Origin of the sequence: Microbacterium aurantiacum (assembly GCF_040532595.1) — a bacterium.
Lineage (GTDB): Bacteria > Actinomycetota > Actinomycetes > Actinomycetales > Microbacteriaceae > Microbacterium > Microbacterium chocolatum_B.
The window spans coordinates 225,929-249,439 of the sequence record NZ_JBEVYX010000002.1 but is presented as its reverse complement, the minus strand read 5'-3'; the positions used below and the strand labels follow the sequence as shown (position 1 = coordinate 249,439).

Annotated in this window: 22 protein-coding genes and 1 tRNA gene; 6 read left to right on the top strand and 17 right to left on the bottom strand. The window is 70.4% G+C overall.

The genetic code is table 11. From position 1 onward, the window contains the following. Nucleotides 1-2: 2 nt before the first annotated feature. The 4 genes from ABXJ56_RS13435 to pabB form a co-directional block, all read right to left on the bottom strand. Nucleotides 3-2,288: a ComEC/Rec2 family competence protein gene (locus ABXJ56_RS13435; RefSeq protein ID WP_354000242.1), complete on the bottom strand. Its 2,286-nt coding sequence runs from the start codon at nt 2,286-2,288 to the stop codon at nt 3-5. A 77-nt stretch (nt 2,289-2,365) separates the two neighbouring features. Continuing rightward, nucleotides 2,366-3,028 (bottom strand): ComEA family DNA-binding protein, encoded by a 663-nt coding sequence (locus tag ABXJ56_RS13430; protein WP_354000241.1) that lies wholly within the window; start codon nt 3,026-3,028, stop codon nt 2,366-2,368. Between the two features lie 90 nt (nt 3,029-3,118). Then, nucleotides 3,119-5,704: a leucine--tRNA ligase gene (leuS, locus tag ABXJ56_RS13425; RefSeq protein WP_354000240.1), complete on the bottom strand. Its 2,586-nt coding sequence runs from the start codon at nt 5,702-5,704 to the stop codon at nt 3,119-3,121. A gap of 70 nt (nt 5,705-5,774) precedes the next feature. Further along, a complete protein-coding gene (pabB, locus tag ABXJ56_RS13420) occupies nt 5,775-7,067 on the bottom strand; it encodes an aminodeoxychorismate synthase component I (RefSeq protein ID WP_354000239.1) in 1,293 nt (430 codons plus the stop codon). A gap of 45 nt (nt 7,068-7,112) precedes the next feature. On the opposite strand from pabB, the gene ABXJ56_RS13415 reads away from it, so the two are divergent. Genes ABXJ56_RS13415 through ABXJ56_RS13400 form a run of 4 tightly spaced genes read left to right on the top strand, consistent with a single transcriptional unit; the run spans nt 7,113 to nt 10,502 of the window. Next, on the top strand, nt 7,113-7,802 hold the full coding sequence (locus ABXJ56_RS13415; RefSeq protein WP_354000238.1) for a DedA family protein: 690 nt from the start codon (nt 7,113-7,115) through the stop codon (nt 7,800-7,802). 4 nt (nt 7,803-7,806) lie between these two features. Continuing rightward, nucleotides 7,807-8,853: an App1 family protein gene (locus tag ABXJ56_RS13410; RefSeq protein WP_354000237.1), complete on the top strand. Its 1,047-nt coding sequence runs from the start codon at nt 7,807-7,809 to the stop codon at nt 8,851-8,853. 33 nt (nt 8,854-8,886) lie between these two features. Beyond that, nucleotides 8,887-9,606 (top strand): SOS response-associated peptidase, encoded by a 720-nt coding sequence (locus ABXJ56_RS13405; RefSeq protein WP_354000236.1) that lies wholly within the window; start codon nt 8,887-8,889, stop codon nt 9,604-9,606. Continuing rightward, nucleotides 9,603-10,502 carry a 3-methyladenine DNA glycosylase gene (locus ABXJ56_RS13400; protein WP_435405002.1) on the top strand — a complete coding sequence of 300 codons (900 nt, stop codon included), beginning with the start codon at nt 9,603-9,605 and terminating at the stop codon, nt 10,500-10,502. The genes ABXJ56_RS13405 and ABXJ56_RS13400 overlap by 4 nt, the downstream gene beginning before the upstream one ends. On the opposite strand, the gene ABXJ56_RS13395 is transcribed toward ABXJ56_RS13400, so the two are convergent. The 12 genes from ABXJ56_RS13395 to rplU form a co-directional block, all read right to left on the bottom strand. Further along, complete coding sequence (locus ABXJ56_RS13395) at nt 10,499-11,701, bottom strand: glycoside hydrolase family 3 N-terminal domain-containing protein (protein WP_354000235.1); 1,203 nt, start codon at nt 11,699-11,701, stop codon at nt 10,499-10,501. The two genes, ABXJ56_RS13400 and ABXJ56_RS13395, sit on opposite strands and share 4 nt — an antisense overlap. 23 nt (nt 11,702-11,724) lie before the next feature. After that, complete coding sequence (locus tag ABXJ56_RS13390) at nt 11,725-12,819, bottom strand: zinc-binding metallopeptidase family protein (RefSeq protein ID WP_354000234.1); 1,095 nt, start codon at nt 12,817-12,819, stop codon at nt 11,725-11,727. Between the two features lie 76 nt (nt 12,820-12,895). Beyond that, nucleotides 12,896-12,971: transfer RNA gene (locus ABXJ56_RS13385), tRNA-Ala, on the bottom strand. A 71-nt stretch (nt 12,972-13,042) separates the two neighbouring features. Next, nucleotides 13,043-13,420, bottom strand: coding sequence for a ribosome silencing factor (gene rsfS / locus ABXJ56_RS13380; RefSeq protein ID WP_354000233.1), 378 nt, complete (start codon nt 13,418-13,420; stop codon nt 13,043-13,045). After that, nucleotides 13,417-14,505 (bottom strand): hypothetical protein, encoded by a 1,089-nt coding sequence (locus ABXJ56_RS13375; protein WP_354000232.1) that lies wholly within the window; start codon nt 14,503-14,505, stop codon nt 13,417-13,419. Before ABXJ56_RS13375 ends, rsfS begins: the two co-directional genes overlap by 4 nt. Next, nucleotides 14,502-15,098, bottom strand: a complete 597-nt coding sequence (gene nadD, locus ABXJ56_RS13370) for a nicotinate-nucleotide adenylyltransferase (RefSeq protein WP_354000231.1) — start codon at nt 15,096-15,098, stop codon at nt 14,502-14,504. Before nadD ends, ABXJ56_RS13375 begins: the two co-directional genes overlap by 4 nt. 9 nt (nt 15,099-15,107) lie before the next feature. After that, nucleotides 15,108-15,329, bottom strand: a complete 222-nt coding sequence (locus tag ABXJ56_RS13365; RefSeq protein WP_053548264.1) for a hypothetical protein — start codon at nt 15,327-15,329, stop codon at nt 15,108-15,110. Nucleotides 15,330-15,383: 54 nt separating this feature from the next. Beyond that, on the bottom strand, nt 15,384-16,643 hold the full coding sequence (locus ABXJ56_RS13360; RefSeq protein WP_354000230.1) for a glutamate-5-semialdehyde dehydrogenase: 1,260 nt from the start codon (nt 16,641-16,643) through the stop codon (nt 15,384-15,386). Beyond that, entirely contained in the window at nt 16,640-17,479 is an 840-nt protein-coding gene (gene proB / locus ABXJ56_RS13355; RefSeq protein WP_354000229.1) for a glutamate 5-kinase, read from the bottom strand. The genes ABXJ56_RS13360 and proB overlap by 4 nt, the downstream gene beginning before the upstream one ends. Beyond that, the gene (obgE, locus tag ABXJ56_RS13350; RefSeq protein ID WP_354000228.1) at nt 17,476-18,987 is read right to left on the bottom strand and encodes a GTPase ObgE; all 1,512 of its coding nucleotides are present in this window, start codon (nt 18,985-18,987) and stop codon (nt 17,476-17,478) included. Before obgE ends, proB begins: the two co-directional genes overlap by 4 nt. Nucleotides 18,988-19,093: 106 nt before the next feature. Further along, nucleotides 19,094-19,351 carry a 50S ribosomal protein L27 gene (rpmA, locus tag ABXJ56_RS13345; protein WP_053548268.1) on the bottom strand — a complete coding sequence of 86 codons (258 nt, stop codon included), beginning with the start codon at nt 19,349-19,351 and terminating at the stop codon, nt 19,094-19,096. Nucleotides 19,352-19,369: 18 nt separating this feature from the next. Further along, entirely contained in the window at nt 19,370-19,678 is a 309-nt protein-coding gene (rplU, locus tag ABXJ56_RS13340; RefSeq protein ID WP_354000227.1) for a 50S ribosomal protein L21, read from the bottom strand. A 216-nt stretch (nt 19,679-19,894) separates the two neighbouring features. On the opposite strand from rplU, the gene ABXJ56_RS13335 reads away from it, so the two are divergent. Further along, nucleotides 19,895-20,167, top strand: coding sequence for a DUF4031 domain-containing protein (locus tag ABXJ56_RS13335; protein ID WP_354000226.1), 273 nt, complete (start codon nt 19,895-19,897; stop codon nt 20,165-20,167). On the opposite strand, the gene ABXJ56_RS13330 is transcribed toward ABXJ56_RS13335, so the two are convergent. Beyond that, nucleotides 20,164-22,563, bottom strand: coding sequence for an Rne/Rng family ribonuclease (locus ABXJ56_RS13330; RefSeq protein WP_354000225.1), 2,400 nt, complete (start codon nt 22,561-22,563; stop codon nt 20,164-20,166). The two genes, ABXJ56_RS13335 and ABXJ56_RS13330, sit on opposite strands and share 4 nt — an antisense overlap. Before the next feature lie 329 nt (nt 22,564-22,892). Between ABXJ56_RS13330 and ABXJ56_RS13325 the strand changes: the two genes are divergently transcribed. Beyond that, on the top strand, nt 22,893-23,507 hold the full coding sequence (locus ABXJ56_RS13325) for a vitamin K epoxide reductase family protein (RefSeq protein ID WP_354000224.1): 615 nt from the start codon (nt 22,893-22,895) through the stop codon (nt 23,505-23,507). Nucleotides 23,508-23,511: the final 4 nt, after the last annotated feature.

The following is a 23,511-nucleotide window of genomic DNA, read 5'->3' as shown; positions in this document are numbered from 1 at the left end:
CGTCAGCCGGGTGCCCGCTCGGTCCAGATCCGCCAGCCCGGGGCGGTGGGGCTGATCGCCACCATGCCCGCCTCATCGGTTCGGGAAACCTCCGCGCCGAGCTCCGCGAGGATGCCGAGGATCTCCGGACGCGGGTGTCCATGGGTGTTCTCGGCGCCGACGGGGATGAGCGCGATCGCCGGGGCGGCGAGGGCGTAGAGACCGGCATCCTGGTCCGCGCTGCCATGGTGCGCGACCTTGACCAGCGCGTACGGCGGATCGAGCGCGCCTGAGGCCTGCAGCACACGCTGCGTCATCGCGGAGAGGTCTCCGAGCCAGAGCGAATCCGGCACTCCCCCGCCGGAGATCTCCAGGACCACGCTCGCATCGTTCCCGGGCTCACCGGCGCCGGCGCCGGCGCCCGGCCAGACGGTGCGCCAGCGCGCGGCCCCCAAGAGACCCGAATCCCCCCTCCCGGTGCGGGTCACCTGGGCCCCGGCGGCTTCCAGTGCTGCGAGCGTCGTCGCGTCGGTCGGATCCACCGGGCCGTGCAGCACACGCCCCACTCGGCCCCGCACGGCGTCGACGCCCCCGCTGTGGTCGATGTCGAAGTGCGTGAGCACGAGCAGGTCGATCCGGGCGACGCCCGCCCGTGTGAGGCAGCGCGAGAGCAGATCCGGGTCGGGGCCGGTGTCGATGAGGGCGACGGCGCCCGCCGAGCGGATCAGGACCGCATCGCCCTGACCCACGTCGCACGCGAGGACGGTCCAGTCTCGAGGCAGGGTCCAGGGACCCGCCACCGAGTCGAGGGCGACCCGGCCGCCCACGAGCCCCACCACGACGGCGACGACGACCGTGCTGACCAGTCGCACGAGGCGCGCACGCCGGGTCCTTCCTCGAGACCCCGCGACGATCACGCCGACGCAGGCTCCCACGAGGCCCAGCGATACAGCACCGAGGATCCCTTCGTGCCATCCCACCGTGCCGAACGGCAGCGTCGCCACGACCGTGGCCGTGCCGGCGATCCAGGATGCGGGCAGCCACGCGATCGACGTCAGCAGGCTCTGCAGGGCCGGCCACGGGAAGGCGAGGCAGGCGAGGAGGCCGACGACCGTGGCGACGGGAGCGGCCGGGGCCGCAAGCAGGTTCGCGGGCACTCCCCAGAGCGGGATCTCGGGGACGATCAGGATCAGGAGGGGGCCGCACGCGAGCTGTGCCGCGAGCGGCACGGCGAGAGCGAGAGCGAGGAAGCGGGGCAGGACGCGCGACAGCCCTTCGGCGAGCGGCCGCGCGAACAGCAGAAGGGCGCCGGTCGCGGCGGCGGAGAGGGCGAAGCCGAGCGAGGCGGACAGCCACGGATCGACGACGAGGAGCACCCCGACGGTCAGCGTGAGGATGCCGATGCCGGCTGCCGGACGGCCGAGGAGGAGCGCGAGCATCGACACCGCGGCCATGCTGGCGGCCCGGACGACGCTCGGCTCGGGCGTGACCAGCAGGACGAACCCGGCCAGGACCGCCAGGCCGACGACGACGCGGGTGCGGCGTGAGGCGCCGAGCGCCGCGGAGGCGACGAAGGCGATCCCCACGACGATCGCGCAGTTGGCGCCGGAGACCGCGGTGAGGTGCGAGAGGGAGGTCGCCTTCATCGCCTCGTCGAGTTCGAGCGAGACCGCGGACGTGTCGCCGACCGCGAGGCCCGCGATGAGGCCGGCCCCCGGGGCGGGGAGCGGCGCGCTCGCCCGGACGAGCCCGTGCCGGAGCGCGGACGCGACGGCGAAGGCGCCGCCGGGCTCCCGCAGGACCTCGGGTACTTCGAGGGCGCGCAGGCGCACGACGGCTCGCTCTCCCGCGCGCGCCGGTGCCGCGGCACCGATGACACGGACCGTGGCGCCGACATCCAGCCGGGGGCCGATCGCCGCACGGTCGTCGTGGCTCAGGGCGACGACGACGTCGGTCGCGAGGGTCCGCGTCTCGTCGGAGGCGGTCACGGATTCGGCGCGGGCGACGAAGGAGGCGCCCTGGGCCGACGGCTCGACCTTGCCCACCACCGTCGCGGTGATCTCGACGCGCCCGGGCGCGTCGAGGAGGAGCCGAGCCGAATCGACGCGATGTGGCTCGGCGAGCGCCACATGGGTCGCCGCCGCCGCGGCGAGGGCCAGGGAGAACACGAGGACGAGCGGCAGCGCCCCGATCCTCCGCGAGGGCCGCACCAGGACCCCGACGGCGACCACCGTGAGAGCGCACGCCCAGAGGAGGACGGATGCCGCGGCGGCGGCCTGCGGGTGGTGCACGAGGATGGCGGCACTCACCCAGGCCGATACCGCAGCCGGGACGATGCGGAGCCGCCGGAGTCCCCGCGTCGGTCGCGGAGCGGTGACCGGGACGCTCACACCCGCACACGATCTCGGAGTCCCGCCAGGAGCTTCTCGCCGATCCCCGGAACGGCGAGCAGGTCCTCCACGCTGGTGAAGGGCCCGTTCTGCTCCCGCCAGTCGATGATCCGCTGCGCGATGGCGGGCCCGATGCGGGGCAGGGTGTCCAGTGCGGCGGCGTCCGCGGCATTCAGGTCCACCGCTCCGGAGCCGACCGCTCCCCCGCCGGCTGCGCCCTCGCCGGCTGCGCCCGCGGATGGGGCCTCCCCCGGCGCGGGGATGTGCACCTGTTCGCCGTCGATGATCGGTCGGGCGAGATTCACCGCGGAGGGATCCGCCTCGTCGGAGAACCCTCCCGCGGCAGAGATCGCGTCCACGACGCGTGAGCCCGCGGAGAGAACGTAGAGCCCCGGCTGCCTCACCCGTCCGGAGACGTGCACGAAGACATCCTCCACCGGTGCCGCCGGTCCCGCGTCGGCGATCGCTTCCGACATCTGCGCCGAGGCCGACGGTTCGACCGGCACCACCACGGTCGGGCTGCCGGCCGACCGCACGATCCCGATCCCGATCGTCACCACGAGCACGACGAGGACGAGCGACACCGCCGCCCCCCACCCCCACCGCCGCGCTGCCGACCGCGCAGCCGGCGGGAGCGCGGCAGGAGAGGGGGCGGACACGCCTCCACGCTAGGCGGGCATCGTGCCGGCATCCGGCTATCTCACCCGTCCGTGGACGGCTGCGCTCCGATCGCCCGCTGGGGAGGAGGGTCAGCGCGTGCTGAAGCTGACCACCTTCGGCGGACGCACCACGGCGCGGACGACCTCGCGCTCGCCGAGCGCCTTGACGATGCGCGCGTCGGCGCGCGCGAACCGCTCGAGCTCTGCCGAGTCGATCCGCGCCGAGACGTCGAGCGTCGCCCGCACCTTGCCGTCGATCTGGACGACGGCCGTGACACTGTCCTCCACGAGGAGCATCGGGTCCGCCTGACGCCACGTGACGAGGCCGACGAAGCCGTCGTAGCCGAGGACCTCCCACATCTCTTCCGCGACGTGTGGTGCGAACAGGTCCAGCACCATCGCCGTGGCCTCCGTGGCTTCACGGACGGCGGGATCGGCCGCGCCCGCACCGGAGTCGATCGCCTTCCGTGTGGCGTTGACGAGCTCCATGAGTCGGGCGACGACCACGTTGAACTTCGTCTGCTCGATCAGGCCCGGGGCATCGGCGAGGAGACGATGCGTGACCCGGCGGAGCGATGCGTCGCCCTCGGCCCAGACGACGTCGGGATCGCTGGACACGTCGTGCGCGACGCGCAGCGCGCGGGAGAGGAACTTCGTCGCGCCCGTGGTCGAGACGTCCGCCCAGTCCTTGTCGTCCTCGACCGGCCCGGCGAAGGCGAGCGCGACGCGCAGGGCGTCCGCACCGTGGGAATCGAGCTCCTCCTGGAACAGAACGAGGTTTCCCTTGCTCTTGGACATCTTCGCGCCGTTGAGGATCACCATCCCCTGATTGATGAGGCTCGAGAACGGCTCCGTGAAGTCCAGGTGGCCCATGTCGTAGAGGGCCTTGGTGATGAAGCGTGCGTAGAGCAGATGCAGGATGGCGTGCTCCACTCCGCCGATGTAGAAGTCCACGGGAGCCCACCGGGCCGCCTGCGCGGGGTCGAACGCCTGGGTGGCGTCGCCCGGCGAGAGGAAGCGCAGGAAGTACCAGGAGCTGTCGACGAACGTGTCCATCGTGTCGGGGTCGCGCTGGGCGTCTTCGCCGGTCGCGGGATCCTGCGTCCGCATCCACTCGGATGCCGCGCCGAGGGGGGACGCGCCCTTCGGTGTGAGATCGATCCCGCGGGCGTCGGGCAGGGTGAGCGGCAGCTGCTCCTCCGGGACCGGGACGATGCCCCCGTCCTCGGTGTGGATCATCGGAATCGGGGTGCCCCAGAAGCGCTGGCGCGAGATCAGCCAGTCACGCAGGCGGTAGGACTTCGCGGCGCGGCCGGTCCCGGCCGCGCTCAGCTCCTCGACGATCCGGGCGATGGCGTGGCGCTTGGACAGCCCGTTCAGCGACCCCGAATTGATCAGGCGCCCCTCCCCCGTCAGTGCGATCCCGGTGCGCGCGGGGTCGAGGTCGTCGAGGGACGGGTCGTCCAGCGTCGGGTCGATCGGGTCGCCGTTCTCGTCGAGCTCGATGACCGGGATGGCCCCGGTGATCGGCGCGGTCGTGTCGACGACGACCTTCACGGGGAGGTCGAAGGCGCGGGCGAAGTCGAGGTCGCGCTGGTCGTGGGCAGGCACCGCCATCACCGCGCCGTGGCCGTAGTCCGCCAAGACGTAGTCGGCGGCCCAGATCGGCAGACGCTCGCCGTTGACCGGGTTGATCGCGAAACGATCGAGGAAGACGCCCGTCTTCGGTCGATCCGTGCTCTGTCGTTCGATGTCGGTCTCGCGCTGTACGCGCTCGAGGTAGTCCTGGAACCGCATCCGCACCTCCGGCGTGGATCCGGACGCCAGCTCCGCCGCGAGGTCGCTGTCGGGGGCGACGACCATGAAGGTGGCGCCGTGCAGCGTGTCCGGGCGCGTGGAGAAGACGGTGACCTTCTCGGTGCGCCCCTCGATCTGGAAGTCGATGTCGGCGCCGACGGAACGGCCGATCCAGTTGCGCTGCATCCGCAGGACCTTCGACGGCCAGAAGCCCTCGAGCTGGTTGAGGTCATCCAGCAGACGGTCCGCGTACTCGGTGATCTTGAAGTACCACTGAGTGAGCTTCTTCTTCACGACCTCGTGGCCGCAGCGTTCGCAGTGACCGTCGATGACCTGCTCGTTCGCCAGCACCGTCTGGTCGTTCGGGCACCAGTTGACGGGGCTCGCCTTGCGGTACGCCAGACCGCGCTCGTACAGCTTCTGGAACAGCCACTGGTTCCAGCGGTAATAGTCGGGATCGCTGGTGTGCAGCACCCGGTTCCAGTCGAAGGAGACCCCGTACTGCCGGAATCCCGCCTTCTGCTGATCGATGTTGGCGTACGTCCACTCCTTCGGGTCGGCTCCCCGCTTGATCGCGGCGTTCTCCGCCGGGAGCCCGAAGGAGTCCCACCCGATGGGGTTCAGGACGTTGTAGCCGCGGTGGCGCCAGAATCGCGCGACGATGTCGGAGTAGAGGTAGTTCTCCGCGTGGCCCATGTGCAGATCGCCGGACGGGTACGGGAACATCGCCAGGACGTACTTGCGCGGGCGGGTGTCCTCCGGCCCACCGGCGCGGAAGGGGTCGGCGGCCTCCCATCGCTGCTGCCACTTCGTCTGGACGGCGTGCGCGTCGTAGCCCCCGCCGTCGGCGGCGGGCAGCGGTGCGGAGCTCTGAGACACAGAAAAACCAATCGTGGGGGTGCCGGGTGTCGCGCGAGAGCGCAACGACCAGGCTAGCGGAACGGGCCGTTCACCAGCCCGCGGGGAGGGTCGCGCCGAGCGCCGCGAGGGGGCCGCGCGCCTTGATGCCGACTTCGGCGACTTCGGCATCCGCACGGGATCGCCAGGTGATCCCTCCGCCCGCCCCGACGTAGGCACAGGTTCCGGTGAGGACGATCGAGCGGATCGTCATGGCGAGGTCGAGGGATCCGTCGGCGCCGACCCACCCGAACGCGCCGGAGTACACGCCGCGGGGAGCGCCCTCCAGAGCGTGGAGGAGGGTCATCGCGGAAAGCTTCGGCGCGCCGGTCATGCTGCCGGCGGGGAAGGTCGCGGCCCAGAGGTCGCCGACCGTGACGGCGGGCCGGAGGCGTCCCGACACGGTGCTGACCAGCTGATGCACCGTGGAGTACGTCTCGACGTCGAGCAGGTGCTCGACGACGACCGAGCCGGGCTCGCACACGCGCGACAGGTCGTTGCGCATGAGATCCACGATCATCACGTTCTCCGCCCGTTCTTTCGTATCGGCGGCGAGCTCGGCGGCGAGCGTGCGGTCCGCGAGGGGCGTGGCGCCGCGCGGGCGGGTCCCCTTGATCGGGCGCGTGCGCACGCGGCCGCCCGCGACGCCCAGGAACTGCTCGGGGCTGGCGCTGAGAAGGCTCGTCCCGCCGATCCTGACGAAACCGCCGTGGTGGACGGGCGCGCTCGAACGCAGACGACGGTAGACGGATGCCGCGTCCTCGACGTCGTCGACCTCGAACCGCGTCGTGAGGCAGAGCTGGTACGCATCGCCCTCCCGGATCGCGTCCCGGCAGGCCTCGATCAGCTGCCGGTAGCGCTCCGGTGTGTGGCGGGCACGGGCGCGGGAGGGTGGTGCGGGCCGCGGCGGGGCGGGTTGAGAAGCGCGGTGCAGCGTGTCCGCGAGCACGTCGACGTCGTCGGGGGCCGCCCGTATCCAGACGCGACGCGCGGCGTGGTCGAAGCCGACAGCGGACTCGACGCTCATCCACCGTCCCTCGGCGAGGCCCGGTTCTTCCCGCGCCGGTGCTCCCGCGCGTGCCGCAGCCTGGTCGTACGGCATCCAGCCGACCCATCCGCCCGCGAGCGGACCCGCGAACGCCGCGGTCGTGGCTCCTCCCCCGGCGGTCCGTCCGGCGACGACGTCGACGGACGTGACGGCCCCCGTGCCGATCCAGCTCCACCCGGCGGTCGCGTGGGGACCGGCATCCAGCCAGAAGATGTCCTGCGCAGAGCGCTCCCACGCGACGAAGACCGCCTCGGGGTCGACCCACTCCGGGTTCTCCACCGTTGCCGACGCTGTCACGCTCACCAGGCTAGAGGGGGTCGGCGGCGTTCTAGGCTCGAAGATGTGAATGAGGTGTTGACGTGGCTGCTGGACACGGTGCAGTCCGTCGATCCGATCATCCGCACGATCGTCGCCGGTGTCGCGATCATGCTGGAGACGAGCGTGCTCGTCGGTCTCGTCGTCCCCGGTGACACGATCGTGATCGTGGCGGGCACCGCGGTCGCGACGGTCGCCGAGGGGGTCGTGCTCGGGATCGTGGTGATCGTCGGGGCGCTCGCGGGAGAGACCATCGGGTTCTTCCTCGGCCGCTGGCTCGGCCCGGCGATCCGACGGTCACGGCTCGGTCGTCGCATCGGCGAGGAGAACTGGGTCCGATCGGAACGCTACCTGCGGCGTCGCGGGGGTCCCGCGATCTTCCTGTCGCGGTTTCTTCCGGTCCTCCACTCGCTGGTCCCCCTCACCGTGGGGATGAGCGGATATCCCTACCGTCGTTTCCTCGCATGGACGGTGCCCGCGTGCACGATCTGGGCATTCCTCTACGTCGGCGTCGCTGCCGCCGCCGCGGGGACGTACCGGGAGCTCGCCGACCGCATCCACTTCGCGGGGTACCTCTTCGTCGGCGTGATCCTGGTCTTCCTCGTCCTGGTGTTCGTGTCCAAGAAGATCATCGAGCGGGTCGAACGCAAGCACCTCGTCGCGGACGACGAGGCCACGGGGCCTGCCGCGGCCCCGCGCGAGGACATGGAAGACTGAACCGATGGCTTCGCGCGCCCCCCGCCCCGATCGTCCCAAGGTCCTCTGGCTCGCCCGATGGGAGTACCGCTTCCACGCGTGGCGTGAGCGCCGCGCGCGTGCGCGGGGACTCACCCCCACGGTGACGCCCTTCCCCGGATACGGGGGCGCGGACTGGGTGCGCGTGCTCGGGCGCGTCCTCATCGTGCCGCCCCGGGCGGGGGGGCGCAGTCGGCGGTCGGGCGGCTGGGAGAGCGTCCGCGGATGGCGGAGTTTCGTGGCCGTGCCGGTCGGCTACGCCCAGGTGACCGTCCGCATCGGCGACCGCACGCACGAGGTGGTCGCAGACCGCGGTGGCGTCATCGACACGCGCCTTCCCGCCTCTCTTCCCGCCGGGTGGCAGACCGTCGAGGTCACGGTCGAGGGGGGAGAGCCCGTTGCCCTCCGCGTCTTCGTCGTGAGCGCGGACACGCGCTTCGGCGTCGTGTCCGACGTGGACGACACCGTGATGGTCACGGCGCTTCCTCGCCCCTTCGTGGCGGCGTGGAACTCCTTCGTCCTGGATGAGCACGCCCGACAGCCCGTGCCGGGAATGGCGGTGATGATGGAGCGGGTCGTCCGCGAGCACCCCGGGTGCCCGGTCATCTACCTGTCCACAGGGGCGTGGAACGTCGCCCCGACCCTGAATCGCTTCCTCCGTCGTCACCTCTTCCCGCCGGGGTCGTTGCTGCTGACCGACTGGGGACCGACGCACGACCGATGGTTCCGCAGCGGGATGGCCCACAAGCTCGCCAATCTCCGGCGGCTCGCGGAGGAGTTCCCCGATGTGCGCTGGCTTCTGGTCGGCGACGACGGGCAGCACGACGACGAGATCTACACGACGTTCACCGACGAGCACCCGAACAACGTCGCGGCCGTCGCGATCCGCAAGCTCTCTCCGGCCGAAGCGGTCCTCGCGGGAGGCCGCACCGCCGTGAACGACCACGCCGCCGCGGAGGTTCCGTGGGTGAGCGAGTCCGATGGCGCGGGACTCCTCGACCGCCTGCGCGAGGTGGGACTCCTCTCCCGCTGACCGGCGTCGGCGCTCGCGCGTAGGCTTTCGGGCATGTGCGGTCGTTTCGTCGTCGCCCGAGCGGGTGAAGAGCTGGTGTCGGTGCTGCGTGCGGATGTGATCTCCGACGACCTTCCCGCACCGTCGTTCAACATCGCCCCCACCGACCGCGCGACCATCGTGCTCGACTCGATCAAGTCCGAGCCGCCGCTCCGTCGGGTCGAAGCGGCACGGTGGGGCCTGGTGCCCGGCTGGGCCAAGGACCTCTCCGTCGGCGCGCGTGCGTTCAATGCGCGGGCCGAGGAGCTCGAGCAGAAGCCCATGTTCCGGAACGCCCTGATCTCGCGCCGCGCCATCGTGCCGTGCTCCGGCTGGTATGAGTGGAAGAGCGGGCCTGCGGGGAAGGTGCCGCACTACCTGCACGCCGCCGACGATGCTCCGATCTTCCTCGCCGGGCTGTACGAATGGTGGCGGGATCCGGCCCGCGCCGACGATGATCCGGCCCGGTGGGTGCTGAGCTTCACGATCCTCACCCGCTCCTCCACCGGCGCGCTCACCGACATCCACGATCGGATGCCGCTGATGGTCGATGCCGATCACGCTGACGCCTGGCTGGATCCGTCCACGGAGAACGTCGGCGACATCCTCGACGCGGCGATGGATGCCGCTCCCGGCATGGTCCAGACCCTCGATGACCGTGTGGTCGGGACCGCGGTCGGCAACGTCCGCAATAACGGCCCCCAGCTCATCGAGCCGGCACCGGACGCCGGATGACCGTCGTCATCGTCGAGGAGACCGCCTCGGCATCCCTCGCTGCCGAGGAGTGGCGGTGCCTCGAGAGCCGACATCAGCACCGTGCGGATGACATGACTCGCGCGCACCGCGACCGCGCGACCCGCGGGGAGCGGCATCCGGTGGAGGACTTCCTCTTCCGGTACTACAGCTACAAGCCTGCTCTTCTTCGTCGCTGGCATCCGGGTGAGGGTGTCGTCCTCGAGAGCGCCGGCGACACCGAGCGCGCATCGTGGCGGTGGTACCGCCGCGCGGGATCGCCCCACGACCTCCGCGTGGACGCGGAGGCCCTGCGGACCGAGAAGGGCGCCCTCATCGGCGGCATCCACGCGCTCCTCGTCGCCACGTCGCGACGGCGAGCGCGATTCGGGTGTTTCGGCCTGCATGAGTGGGCGATGGTCTACCGCTCCCCCCAGATCCGCCATGATGTCCCCCTGCGGCTCGGCTCCGACGCCACCGATGCGGTCGTCGAATCGAGCGAGCTGGCGTGCACGCACTTCGACGCCTACCGTTTCTTCACGCCGGCGGCGGTGCCCCGGAATCCCCTCCCCCTCACGCGCGCCACCCAGATCGAGACCGAACAACCCGGGTGCCTCCACGCCGGGATGGACCTCTACAAGTGGGCCGTCAAACTCGGCCCCCTGGTCCCGGGCGATCTTCTCCTCGACTGCTTCGAGCTGGCACGCGACATCCGCCAGGTCGACATGCGGGCGTCCCCCTACGATCTGACCGACTGGGGATACACGGCGATCGCCATCGAGACCCCCGCGGGCAAAGCAGAGTACGGCCGACTTCAGAAGATCTTCTCGGAGCGCGGAGCGGATCTGAGACGACGCCTGATCGGCATCGCCGCGCCTCGAGCGTCGACGGACTCCTAGGGGATGTCGGCGCATTCCCCGCAGGGCATGAACGTGTCCCCCTGCGCGGCGACGGACAGACGCAGAGTCGTCACGCGAGTGGCGGCCTCCTCGAGCCGCTCGGCGGGCAGGGTGCCCGCCTCGACGGCCGAGGTGATCCCGGCCACCATCGCCGGAGCGGTGTCGGCGGTGGTGAACATCACCGACAGGACCATGTCGTTGCCCGCCCGGAGCGCCGTCACCGCGTTGGCGATCGGATCGTCATAGGCAGGGATGCCGGAGGCCTGCAGCATCCCGAGATCGTCGGTGATGGCGACGCCGGTGAAGCCGAGATCCTCACGCAGGACGTCGTGCCACGCGGTGGAGAGGGAGGCGGGCACCACGTCGACGTCGGTGTAGGCCAGGTGGCCGAGCATCACGAGCGGGACTCCGGCCTCGATCGCCGCCCGGAACGGGGCACCGTCACGAGCTTCCCACTCGCTGCGGGTCATGGCCGTCGTCGGGATGCCCTGGTGCGAGTCGCCGGGTGCTGCACCGTGGCCCGGGAAGTGCTTGACGGTGGAGAGGACGAGGCCGGCCTCGCCCCGGACAGCCGCGACGACGTGATCCGCAGCGGACTGCGGCGTCGTGCCGAGGGCGCGCGGATAGATGAACATGCCGGAATCGTCCGTCACGTCCGCGACCACCCCGAAGTTCACCGTCGCGCCCGCGCGGGCGACGAGCGCCGCGCGCGCGGCGAATGCCGTCGCCGCCTCCTCGACCGGGGCGTTCTTCAGCGTGCGGGCCCCGGCGTTGTCGTCCCACGGCAGGCGGGAGACGTCGCCGCCCTCCTGGTCGATGCCGATGAGCGGAGGAAGGTCCGGATCCGCCTGCAGTGCCGAGGTCACAGCGCGGAGCTGGTCTTCGGAACCGGGCACATTCGCGCCCATGAGGATGAACCCGCCGATCCCGGTATCGCGCATGTACTGGGCGAGGACGGTCGGGTCCGTGCTCGGAAGATGCCCCATCACCACCGCCGCTGCGCGCTCGGCCGTGTCCATCCCGGCCACGATCTCCTGGGCGCGTGCGGTCAGCTCGCCCGGGCCCGCGGCCGTGGCGGCACCCCGCGCGCTCGACTCCGATGCCGCGTCGCCCTCCGCGTGCGCGGGGGTGAGACCGGCTCCCGCGACGGCGCCGGCGAGGAGGACGCCGACAGCGGCCGCGCGTCGGAGCGTGATCATCCCTCCAGGGTACGCGCGGTCTCTCAGGTGCGCTCGGAGTCGATCGCGGTCGCTGTCGCGATCGCGATCTGCTCCTCCGGATTCAGAGGTGCCCGGGTCACGAGGTCGTGGATGAACGCGAGCTTCCGGCGGACCGGGGCGACGAGGGTGAACGGGTAGAGGTCGCCGTGCCCCATGGAGCGGTTCGTCCGGTTGAAGGCCTGCGCCATCCATTCCCAGTCGTCAAGAAGCCGCTGGATCGACTCCTCCCGGTACGAGGCGAGGGGGATGACGTCCGTGTCGCGGAAGGCCGTCGCCCCGGCATCCAGATGGATGCCGACGCTCGCAGCCGTCTGCAGAGTCCCGGTGATGTGCAGGTAATGCGCGAAGGTCTCTGCGAAGTCCTCCCAGGGATGCATCGTCGCGTACTCCGAGATGAACGACTCGTGCCAGTTCGCGGGAGCACCGAGACGGTAATGCCGGTTCAGAGCGTCGCGGTAGCTCGATCGCTCGTCGCCGAAGAGATCACGACAGGCCCACCAGGCACCGTCGTCGGTGAGGAGGACGTTCTGGTAATAGTGCCCGGACTCGTGCCGGAGGTGTCCGAGCATCGTCCGGTACGGCTCGCCCAGACGGATCCGCAGCGCCTCTCGCCGATCATCGAGACTCTCGGCGAGATCCAGCGTGATGATGCCGTTCGCGTGCCCGATCGTCACCGGCGTGCCGTCGGTCATGCTCGAGAGCAGATCGAACCCGAGCCCGCCCTCCTTCGCGTGCCACGGCGCGATCGGGAGCCCCAGGTCGGAAAGTTGGAGCAGAAGCCTGCGCTTGGCCTCTTCCGTGCGGGCGAGCTTGTCCAGCGCCACGGTGTCGTCGGCCTCCGGGCGTCGCCGGGTCAGGCGACACGACAGGCACCGTCCGGCCGGCGCGTCCTCGCTCACCAGCCAGTTGCAGGCCCACTCGCGGTTCGAGCATGCGTACCACTGTGTGCCGTCGATGACCACGCGTCCGTGACGGATGCCGTGGAACTGCCGTGTGAGGACGTGGTAGCCGAGTTCCCCTTCGCAGCGCGGGCAGTTAAGGGTGTCGAGATAGACGAACCCGCGACAGTGCGGGCAGCGCGGCTGCGTGGTGATCACGTGCTCACCGTAGTGGAGGCGGCGATGCAGGCCGCACCGAAAGACGAAATCCCCCCGAGTCTTACGGGGGGATTGTTGGTGGACCTGAGGGGACTCGAACCCCTGACCCCCTGCATGCCATGCAGGTGCGCTACCAGCTGCGCCACAGGCCCTGACGTCTTCCCGGAGCTCCCGGGGCAACTCCCCCAGCTTACAACATCCGGAGCGTCCCGACGAACCGAGCTCAGTCCGCGGTCGTCGGGGCGGGGAGCTCGATGGGCACCACCGGGCAGTCCTTCCAGAGGCGCTCGAGGCCGTAGTACATGCGCTCCTCCTCGTGGAAGACGTGCACCACGAGGTCGCCGAAGTCGAGGAGGATCCAGCGCGACTCTTGACGGCCCTCGCGGCGCAGGCGCTTGAAGCCGTGCTCCAGAAGTCGGTCCTCGATCTCATCGGCGATGGCGGCGACGTTGCGCTCATTGCGACCGGTGACGAGAAGGAAGATGTCGACGAGCGGCAGAGGCCCTGAGACGTCGAGCGCGACGAGGTCCTCGCCGCCCTTGGAGTCGGCGGCGGCGGCGGCGAGGGCGAGCATCTCTCGGGGTGCGGTGCGGTCGGTCATGCGAAGACTCCTGTGACGAATGCGAGGATGAGGACGCCCACGAGAGCCAGGGCGAGTGCTCCCGCCGTGATGGCCAGGGTCATCATGAGGCGGCTCCCCTTCTCGGGGGCCGGCGGGGTGATGATCTCTCCGGGCGTCTTGACGGTGCTGACCGCCGCGCTGGCCGCGATCGGTGTGGGCGAGGAGTGCGCCGGCAGCTCGCCGTCGACAAGGACGGCGTCGACGTCCTTGCCGTCGGCGGTCCCGAGCGCATGGCCGGTGGAGCCGAGGCCCTCGGGCAGGTTGAAGGTGCCGGTGATGAGGACCTCGCCGGTGGCGGTCACCGGGGCCACGAGCGCGGACACCTCCGGCGTCTGCGTCATGATGAGCGCGTTGGAAGCTGTGGCGGAACCGCTGGAAGAGCGTGCGAGAAGCTGGTCGAACGACGGCGGCAGTTCGACCGGGGGGGTCTCCCCAGCGAGCAGATCCGCCCCGAAGGCGGCGCCGACGACGGGGCGTTCCTCGGCGTCGGGCACCTCGTCCGCGTCGCTCAGCTTCTGGCCGAAGGCGTCACGCTGATCGGCGTCGTGCTGCGAAGACGGCTCGTCGGCGCGGTCGGACGATCGCTCGGTTTCGGCGCGCGCAGCGGAGCCGGCGAGCGACGCGGCAGCGATCTCGGGCGTGATGACGGGGACGGATGCCGTGCGGATGCGCTCTTGCTGCCGAGCCTGGCGGCGGGTCAGCGGCGCCGCGCCGAGATCGACCGACGAGTCGGGTACGGGCGGCTCGGCGATCTTCGGCTCCGCCGCTGCGCGCGGCAGCGGCGCGGGGATGGCCTCGATCATGGGGACGGCGACGGATGCCGGAGCGTCCTCGGCGTGTGCGTCGGGCTCGCTCGCCATCGCATCGGCTTCGGCCGGCGCCGCGGTGTCTGCGGGTGCCGCGATGTCCTCCGCCGGCGCGGGGGCCGTCTCGGCCTCGACGGCGGCGGCTGCGTGGGCGTCGGCATCCGCGGGAAGGATCACCGGGGTCGCACCGGTGTTGCGGATCTCGCGCAGCTGCTTGCGGGTGAGGGGCGGGGTGGCCGGTTGCTCGGGCGTGTTCATTCCTTGCTCCGGTAGAGGTGGTGCTTGGCAATGTATTGGACGACGCCGTCGGGCACGAGGTACCACACGGGGTGTCCGCGTTCGACGCGATCACGGCAGTCGGTCGACGAGATGGAGAGAGCGGGGATCTCCAACTGGCTCACGTCGTCGCTGGGGAGCCCCGAGGTGTTCAGGACGTGCCCGGGGCGGGAGACCGCGACGAAGTGGGCGAGTGCCCACAGTTCATCGTGGTTCCGCCAGCTGAAGATCTGCGCCACCGCGTCCGCACCGGTGATGAAGAACAGCTCTGCACCCGGTCGTTGCGCCGCGAGGTCGCGCAACGTGTCGATGGTGTACGTCGGCCCCGCCCGATCGATGTCCACGCGGCTGACGGTGAATCGGGGGTTCGAAGCGGTGGCGATCACCGTCATGAGATACCGATGCTCGCTGGGCGACACCTCGGTCTTCTGCCAGGGCTCACCCGTCGGGACGAATACCACCTCGTCCAGGTCGAACGACTGGGCGACTTCGGACGCCGCGACGAGGTGACCGTGGTGGATGGGGTCGAAGGTGCCGCCCATCACCCCGATCCGCGGGGCCCGTGTCGTCGTCATGCGGTGGGCTTAGTGCCCGTGTCCTGCCCGCTGGATGTCGTTGGCGTGGGCCTTGGCATAGGCCTCCGCCTTGTGGGAGTGGCGGTTGGCGACGTTGCGGTACGACACGGTCACGAGCGCGAGCGCACCGAAGACGACGAGCGCGACGATGCCGTATCCGACGGTCTCCAGCGCGACGTTGCCGTGTTCGGCTTCCTCCGCAGCGAGGGTGAGGATCGTGGCGAGTGTCATTCGTGCTCCGTTCGAGTGTCGGCCGCGGGGCGCAGTCGATTCCAGTTTAGGCCGTCAGGCCCGGACGTGCCCGGCGCCTCGCGCAAGCCACTTCACGCTCGTCAGCTCGGGGAGGCCCATCGGCCCGCGCGCATGCAGCTTCTGCGTCGAGATCCCCACCTCGGCGCCGAACCCGAACTCGCCCCCGTCGGTGAACCGGGTGGAGGCGTTCACGACCACGACGGCGGCGTCGACCTCGGCGAGGAAACGCTCGGCGCTTCCGGCGTCCTCGGTGACGATCGCCTCGGTGTGCTGGGTCGAGAAACGCCGGATGTGCGTCAGCGCGTCGTCGAGGTCGTCGACGACGCGCATGGCCACGTCCAGGCTCAGGTACTCCTGCGCCCAGTCCGCATCGGTGGCCGGTACGACGCCCGTGGCTCGCGTAGCGACCTCGGGGTCTCCGTGGACGGTGACGCCCCTCGCCTGGAGGTCGGTCACGACACCCGGCACGAGTCGGTCGGCGGCATCACGGTGGATGAGGATCGTCTCGACCGCGTTGCAGACGCTCGGTCGCTGGACCTTCGCGTTCACGACGATCTCGCGCGCCCAGTCCTCGCGCGCGGACGCGTCGAGCAGGATGTGGACGACACCCGCACCGGTCTCGATGACGGGCACCAGGGATTCGGTGACGACGGTCTCGATCAGCTGCGCGCTCCCCCGCGGGACCAGGACGTCGACGAGTCCGCGTGCCTGCATCAGATCCCGTGCACCGTCGCGGCCGAGGTCGTCGAGCGTCTGGATCGCCTCGGGATCCAGACGCTGTGCGCGCAACGCGTCCCTCATCGCCGCGACCAGGGCGGCATTGGTCCGCTCGGCCGCGGTTCCACCCCGCAGCACGACGGCGTTCCCCGACCGCAGGGCGAGGGCGGCGATGTCGACCGTCACATTGGGACGGGCTTCGTAGATGGAGCCCACGACCCCGAACGGCACGCTGACCTTGCTCAGGTGCACGCCGCCGCCGATGGTGCGCTCGTCCAGGACTCGGCCGACCGGGTCGGGGAGCTGGGCGACGTCGCGGACCGCCGCGGCGAGGGCTGCGACGCGCGATGCGTCCAGGCGCAGGCGATCCTGCAGCCCTTCGCTGAGGCCGTTCGCGCGGCCTCGCGACAGATCCTCGGCGTTCTCCCGGACGATCTCGTCGGTGCGGTCGACGATCGACTCCGCCAGCGCGAGCAGGATGTCGCGCTTGCGCTCATCCGACAGGAGCGCGACCTCACGCGAGGCAGCCTTGGCCAGCTCCATCCGTTCGCGGGCGGTGGTGACGGTGGCGGTCATCCCTTGAGCCTATCGACGGCTCGGACCGAACCCGTCATGGACGCAGGACGCGGCGCGGGATCCGGGTGGAACCACGTACCCACCGGTGCGCCCTCGAGAGCGGGCCCGACGAGGTCGGCGCTCGTGACGAGCACGCCGACACCGGCGGCGGCGGCGAGACGTGCCGCGGATGCCTTGGTGGCCGCGCCGCCGGTTCCGACGCTGTTGACGACCACCGAGCCGAACTCGTAGCCGCGCAGGTCATCGCCGACCTCGACGTCCGTGATGGGACGCGCCCCCGGCTCGCCCGGCGGGCGGGTGTACAGGCACTCGATGTCGCTGAGGAGGACGAGGGCGTCGGCGCCGATCAGCTGTGCGACGAGCGCCGCGAGACGGTCGTTGTCGCCGAAGCGGATCTCGTGGGTGGCGACGGTGTCGTTCTCGTTCACGATCGGGAGGATGCGAAGGCCCAGCAGTCGCTCCATGGCGCGTCGCGCGTTGGAGCGGTGGGTGGAGTTCTCCAGGTCGCCCGCGGTCAGGAGGACCTGTCCTGCGACGATCCCGTACGGACGAAGCGACTCCTGGTAGCGGTAGATGAGCATGTTCTGCCCGACCGCGGCGGCGGCCTGCTGGGTGGCGAGATCGCTCGGTCGCTCCTCGAGCGCGAGGAACGGCATCCCCGTGGCGATCGCACCGGAGGAGACCAGCACGACCTCGGTTCCCCGCGCGTGCGCCACGGACAGGGCCTCGACGATAGGGCCGATCTTGTGCGCGTTCTCACCGCTGATCGAGGAGGACCCGACCTTCACCACGACCCGACGCGCGCCGGGGATGTCGGTCCGGACGAGGGCGCTCACGCGTCCTCCTCCACATCCCACCCGTGCTGCTCGGCGCGGCGCTCGGCCTCCAGCTCCGCGCGCGCCTGCGCCTTCGCGTCCATCTGCTCGTGATACTTCTCGCGACGTTCGCTCGTCGTGCGGCGTCCGCCCTGGTAGAGGCGCGGATCGGTGCCGCGCGGGGCGGTCATCAGTTCGGCGGCCGAGCTCAGCGCGGGTTGCCAGTCGAAGATGACGCCGTCTCCGGCGCCGATCACCACTGTCGCCCCCGGCGTGGCGCCCGCGCGGTAGAGCGCATCGTCGACGCCGAGGCGGTCCAGACGATCGGCGAGATAGCCGACCGCCTCGTCATTGGTGAAGTCCGTCTGCTGGACCCAGCGTTCGGGCTTCTCTCCGATGATCCGGTAGATGTCGCCCCATGTTCCGCCCTCGACGCGGACGTCGAAGGCCTTGTCCGCCCCGGTGGGGCGGATCACGATGCGTTCCGGTGCGGGGGCCGCGGCCTGCGCTGCGCGGTGCGCGGCGACGAGCTCGCCCAGGGCGAACGACAGCGGCCGGAGGCCTTCGCGGCTCACGGTCGAGATCTCGAAGACGCGGTACCCTCTCGCCTCGAGATCCGGGCGGACGAGATCGGCAAGGTCCCGCGCCTCCGGGACGTCGACCTTGTTCAGGACGACGACCTGCGGCCGGTCGAGCAGCGGCGTCTGTCCGTCGGGGACGGGGTAGGCGGCGAGCTCGGCGACGATGACGTCGAGGTCGCTCAGCGGGTCGCGCCCGGGGTCGAGCGTCGCACAGTCGAGGACGTGGACGAGGACGCTGCATCGTTCGACGTGACGGAGGAACTCGAGACCGAGCCCGCGGCCCTCGCTCGCGCCCTCGATCAGACCGGGGACATCGGCCACGGTGAAGCGCACGTCTCCGGCCTCCACGACACCGAGGTTCGGGTGCAGCGTCGTGAACGGATAGTCCGCGATCTTGGGGCGGGCGGCGGAGACGGCGGCGATGAGGCTGGACTTGCCGGCCGACGGGAACCCGACCAGAGCCACATCGGCGACGGTCTTCAGCTCGAGGAGGACATCGCCCTCCCACCCGGGCGTACCGAGGAGAGCGAACCCGGGGGCCTTGCGCTTCGGACTCGCCAGTGCGGCGTTGCCGAGTCCCCCGCGGCCGCCGGGCGCGACGATGAACCGGGTTCCCGGCTCGACGAGATCGACCAGAGGGGTACCGTCGACGTCCTTCACCACGGTGCCGACCGGCACCAGCAGTTCGAGGTGCTCGCCGGCGGCGCCCGACCGGTTGTCGCCCATGCCGAATCCGCCGTTGCCCGCGGAACGGTGGGGTGAGTGGTGATAGGACAGCAGCGTGGTGACCTGGGGGTCGGCGACGAGCACGACGTCCCCGCCGTTGCCGCCGTTGCCGCCGTCGGGTCCCGCGAGGGGCTTGAACTTCTCTCGACGCACCGACACGCAGCCGTTGCCGCCCTTGCCCGCGCGCAGATGCAGGGTCACACGGTCGACGAAGGTGACCATGGCATCTCCTTCCTGTTGCGCTCGAGGCCGAGCCGCTGTCTGTATGGAAAAAGCGAGGGGCGAGCCGAAGCCCGCCCCTCGCCGAAGTGGTTCGTGGAACCTCGGATCACTCCGCGGCTGCGACGATGTTGACGACCTTCCGGCCGCCCTTGTTGCCGAACTCGACCGCGCCGGCCGAGAGGGCGAACAGCGTGTCATCGCCACCGCGACCGACGTTCGCGCCGGGGTGGAAGTGGGTGCCGCGCTGACGGACGAGGATCTCGCCGGCGCTGACCACCTGGCCGCCGAAGCGCTTCACGCCCAGACGTTGTGCGTTAGAGTCGCGACCGTTGCGGGTAGAGCTCGCGCCCTTTTTGTGTGCCATCTCTGCGTCTCCTCGCGCTTACTTGATGCCGGTGATCTTGACGCGCGTGAGGTCCTGACGGTGCCCCTGGCGCTTCTTGTAGCCGGTCTTGTTCTTGAACTTCTGGATCACGATCTTCGGCCCGCGCTCTTCACGGAGGACCTCCGCGGTGACGGACACCTTCGCGAGCTTGTCCGCGTCGGTCGTGACGGCGTCACCGTCGACGAGCAGCACCGCGGGCAACTGGATCTCATCGCCGATCGAAGCGGCCTGACGGTCGAGCACGACGATGGTGCCCACTTCGACCTTCTCCTGCCGGCCGCCGGCGCGCACAACTGCGTAAACCACTTCACACCTGTTTCGTCTTGGGAGCGCACGGCTCCGGTTGTCTTTGTGAGACTGGGAAGTCACTGGTGCGGAAGCATTGCTCTCTTCGCCCGACGGTGAGGTCGGAACGGGACGCACCAAGGGTCTAGGTTACCGGATGCTGGGCCGAGCCGCAAAAGCCGATGATCGCGTGTCGTCACGGAGTGCTCGATGCATCCGACTGGATACGATCTGGCCATGGCGATCCTGATCGACGACCCGATGTGGCCCGCACACGGTCGGCTGTGGGCTCACCTGGTCAGCGACGCGGATCTGGAGGAACTGCACGCCTTCGCGGAGCGCAACGGCATCCCCCGCCGCGGTTTCGATCGGGACCACTACGACGTCCCCGCCGACGCCCATGACCGCCTTGTCGCCGCGGGGGCGCAGCATGTCGGCGGCCGTGAGCTGGTGCGCCGTCTCATCGCGTCAGGACTGCGGGTGACGGCGCGCCAGCGACGATCGCTCTAGCTTCGGTCCTCCGACGCTGCCGAGGGGTCGTGGACCACCGGCGTGCCGGTGAGAGCCGCCGTGGTGACCCGGCGTCGTCCGCGTCCCTGCCCGGGCGCCTTCGGCTCGGGAAGGGCGCTGAGGACCGAGTCCAGCAGCAGGTCCTTCTCCGTCTTGGGTGCACCTCCGGACTCGGACCGCTTCTTGCGGGCCTTCTTGGGGCGCTCGGACGGCGCGGCTTCGGTGCGCGGCTCCTCCGCCGCGGCCGGCAGGATCGCCGCGCTGTCCGTGGACGCCCCGGCCGCAGCCGCGTCGTCGGGGTGGTGGATCGTGGACGCCGCGATCTGGGCGAGCGCCGACTTCACGCCTTCGGTGATCACATGCGTGCCGTGCGAGGCCTGCGACCCGCCGTTCGACGCCGCGCCGTTGTTCCCGCGGGACCGTCGATTCGAGGAGGTTCCGTTCGACGCGGCGGCGCGGTGCTTCACGACGGGATCGTGGTGGACGATCACACCGCGGCCGGCGCACACGTCACACGCCTCGCTGAACGTCTCCAGGAGCCCCAGGCCGAGCTTCTTGCGGGTCATCTGGACGAGGCCCAGCGACGTGACCTCAGCGACCTGGTGTTTCGTGCGATCGCGACTCAGGCACTCGACGAGGCGGCGCAGGACCAGATCGCGATTGGACTCGAGCACCATGTCGATGAAGTCGACGACGATGATCCCGCCGATGTCGCGCAGGCGCAGCTGGCGGACGATCTCCTCGGCCGCCTCGAGGTTGTTCTTCGTGACGGTCTCTTCGAGGTTGCCCCCGGAGCCGACGAACTTCCCGGTGTTCACGTCGACGACGGTCATGGCTTCGGTGCGGTCGATGACCAGCGAGCCTCCCGAGGGCAGCCAGACCTTCCGGTCGAGCGCCTTCTCGATCTGCTCGGTGACCCGGTACTCATCGAAGGGATCGCGGTCGCCCTCGTACGCGACGACGCGCTCCAGGAGGTCGGGGGCCACCGATTCCAGGTAGCGGCTGATGGTCTGAAGAGCCTCGTCCCCCTGGATGAGCATGCGAGTGAAGTCCTCGTTGAAGACGTCCCGCACGATCTTGACCAGGAGATCGGGCTCGGAATGGAGCAGTGCCGGGGCCGAGATCGACTGGACCTGGCTGCTGATGTGCTCCCACTGGGTGGTGAGTCGCTGCACGTCGCGCGTGAGCTGGTCCTCGGTCGCTCCCTCGGCCGCGGTGCGCACGATCACGCCCGAGGACTCCGGGAGCACCTCCTTGAGGATCTTCTTCAGGCGCGCGCGTTCGGTGTCGGGGAGCTTGCGCGAGATGCCGTTCATCGCTCCGCCGGGGACGTACACCAGGTACCGGCCCGGAAGCGAGATCTGGCTCGTGAGCCGTGCGCCCTTGTGCCCCACGGGGTCCTTCGTCACCTGGACGAGGACGCGGTCGCCCGACTTGAGGGCGAGCTCGATGCGCCGGGGCTGATTGCCCGTCTCGACCGCATCCCAGTCGACCTCGCCGGAGTACAACACCGCATTGCGTCCCCGCCCGATGTCGACGAACGCGGCCTCCATGCTGGGGAGGACGTTCTGCACGCGACCGAGATAGACGTTGCCGATGAGGGAGGCATCCTGGTTCCGCGCCACGTAATGCTCGACGAGGACGTTGTCCTCGAGCACGGCGATCTGGATGCGCCCGCTCTTGGAGCGCACGATCATCTCCCGGTCGACGGCCTCACGACGCGCGAGGAACTCCGCCTCGGTCACGACCGCGCGGCGACGGCCGGCTTCGCGCCCGTCCCGGCGACGCTGCTTCTTGGCCTCCAGGCGGGTCGACCCCTTGATCCGCTGCGGCTCGGTGATGAGCTCCACCGCCCGCTGACGCGCCGGCGGGGAGGCGGGGCGCTCGTCCGGGGATTCCGCGCCGCCCCGGCGACGACTGCGCCGGCGGTTGGAGGAACGCGGTTCCTCGTCGGGTTCGGGGTTCTCCTCCGGCAGAGCGGGCAGGACCTCGATCGCGGGCGCGTAGAAGTGCAGCTGCGTGCTGACGGCCGACACGAAGGTCTCCGGCAGGAGCCCGAGGCTCACCGCGGTCGGCGGTCCGGTCGGAGCGGACGCCGCTTCTTCGGGCTCCGCCGACCCGGCCGGGGAGCGCTCGGCGGCGTCGTCCTCGGAAGCCGGGGACTCCGCGTCTTCGGCAGGCTCCGGTGCGCCGGATGCCGCGTCCTCCGCACCGGCGTCGTCCGTTGTCGCGCCCTCCGCGCTCGCGACGCGCGGGCCGTCATCCGTGGTGACGGTCTCGTTCACCGTGCCGTCCGCATCCGTGGACACCGGGGAACTTAGTCCCTCCGCGGGCGCTGGCGCAGTGCTCCCCGTGTCGGAACGGTTGTCGGTCTCGTCGTGTGTGCCATCGGCCATCGCTGCCGTACTCCCAGCGGGGCGACACCGCGCGTCGCCCGGCGAAATCTCGTGCGGTGCCGCACCTGCGGTGCCGCGAACTCACTCGGTCTACAACGGGATCCCGGCTGTGGCGGCGGGACCTGCCGTTGCGAAGGGCGTTCATCGCCCTGAAGTCTTCGGTGATGCACGACGCGGCGCGGCCGCGGTGCATCGGGAGCCATTATCGCACTATCCCGCACTGATTGCCCACACGCGGCATGGGCGGGTCGGCTGCGACGAGCCGGTCGCGGAGGATTCTCACGGCCGGCCGAGAGGAGACGCGCGGCCCACGGTGGAATAATCCGGGGATGCCCGACTCCCCCCGCTCCCGCCCCACGGTCCTCGCGGTCTGGCTCATCGTCGCCGGTGTGGTCGGCTGGTGGGCGGCGTTCCAGCTGACGCTCGAGAAGCTGCACGCCCTGACGAATCCGGGCGAGGGGGCATCGTGCGACTTCAGCGTCCTCGTGCAGTGCTCGGCGAACCTCGACTCATGGCAGGGCAGCGTGTTCGGATTCCCGAATCCGCTGCTCGGTCTCAGCGGATGGATCGCGCCGATCGTCGTCGGCGCCGCCCTCCTCGCCGGTGCGCGGTTCTCGCGCTGGTTCTGGATCGCGTTCACCGGCGGGCTCACGTTCGCGTTCGGCTTCGTCCTCTGGCTGATCGGGCAGAGCATCTACGAGCTGAACACGCTCTGCCCGTGGTGCATGGTCACATGGGCGGTGACGATCCCCACGTTCTACGCGGTCGTCCTGCACCTCTTCGCCGGCGGGGTGTTGCCGGTGTCGGCGCGCGCCCGCCGCACCGCTCGGGGTCTCGGGGTGTGGATCCCCCTGGCCGCGATCATCAGCTACGCGGTGATCCTCCTGCTGGCGCAGCTGGAGATGAACGCGATCCCGAACATCCTGCAGACCCTGTTCGGGTGACGCC

Coding starts and splice junctions, on each gene's coding strand:
- ABXJ56_RS13410 (WP_354000237.1), top strand. CDS start 7,807: ATGGCTTCGCGCGCCCCCCGCCCCGATCGTCCCAAGGTCCTCTGGCTC.
- ABXJ56_RS13335 (WP_354000226.1), top strand. CDS start 19,895: ATGGCGATCCTGATCGACGACCCGATGTGGCCCGCACACGGTCGGCTG.
- rsfS (WP_354000233.1), bottom strand. CDS start 13,420: ATGACCGACCGCACCGCACCCCGAGAGATGCTCGCCCTCGCCGCCGCC.
- ABXJ56_RS13400 (WP_435405002.1), top strand. CDS start 9,603: ATGACCGTCGTCATCGTCGAGGAGACCGCCTCGGCATCCCTCGCTGCC.
- ABXJ56_RS13325 (WP_354000224.1), top strand. CDS start 22,893: ATGCCCGACTCCCCCCGCTCCCGCCCCACGGTCCTCGCGGTCTGGCTC.
- rpmA (WP_053548268.1), bottom strand. CDS start 19,351: ATGGCACACAAAAAGGGCGCGAGCTCTACCCGCAACGGTCGCGACTCT.
- ABXJ56_RS13365 (WP_053548264.1), bottom strand. CDS start 15,329: ATGACACTCGCCACGATCCTCACCCTCGCTGCGGAGGAAGCCGAACAC.
- ABXJ56_RS13330 (WP_354000225.1), bottom strand. CDS start 22,563: ATGGCCGATGGCACACACGACGAGACCGACAACCGTTCCGACACGGGG.
- nadD (WP_354000231.1), bottom strand. CDS start 15,098: ATGACGACGACACGGGCCCCGCGGATCGGGGTGATGGGCGGCACCTTC.
- ABXJ56_RS13405 (WP_354000236.1), top strand. CDS start 8,887: ATGTGCGGTCGTTTCGTCGTCGCCCGAGCGGGTGAAGAGCTGGTGTCG.
- obgE (WP_354000228.1), bottom strand. CDS start 18,987: ATGGTCACCTTCGTCGACCGTGTGACCCTGCATCTGCGCGCGGGCAAG.
- ABXJ56_RS13375 (WP_354000232.1), bottom strand. CDS start 14,505: ATGAACACGCCCGAGCAACCGGCCACCCCGCCCCTCACCCGCAAGCAG.
- ABXJ56_RS13395 (WP_354000235.1), bottom strand. CDS start 11,701: ATGATCACGCTCCGACGCGCGGCCGCTGTCGGCGTCCTCCTCGCCGGC.
- ABXJ56_RS13360 (WP_354000230.1), bottom strand. CDS start 16,643: ATGACCGCCACCGTCACCACCGCCCGCGAACGGATGGAGCTGGCCAAG.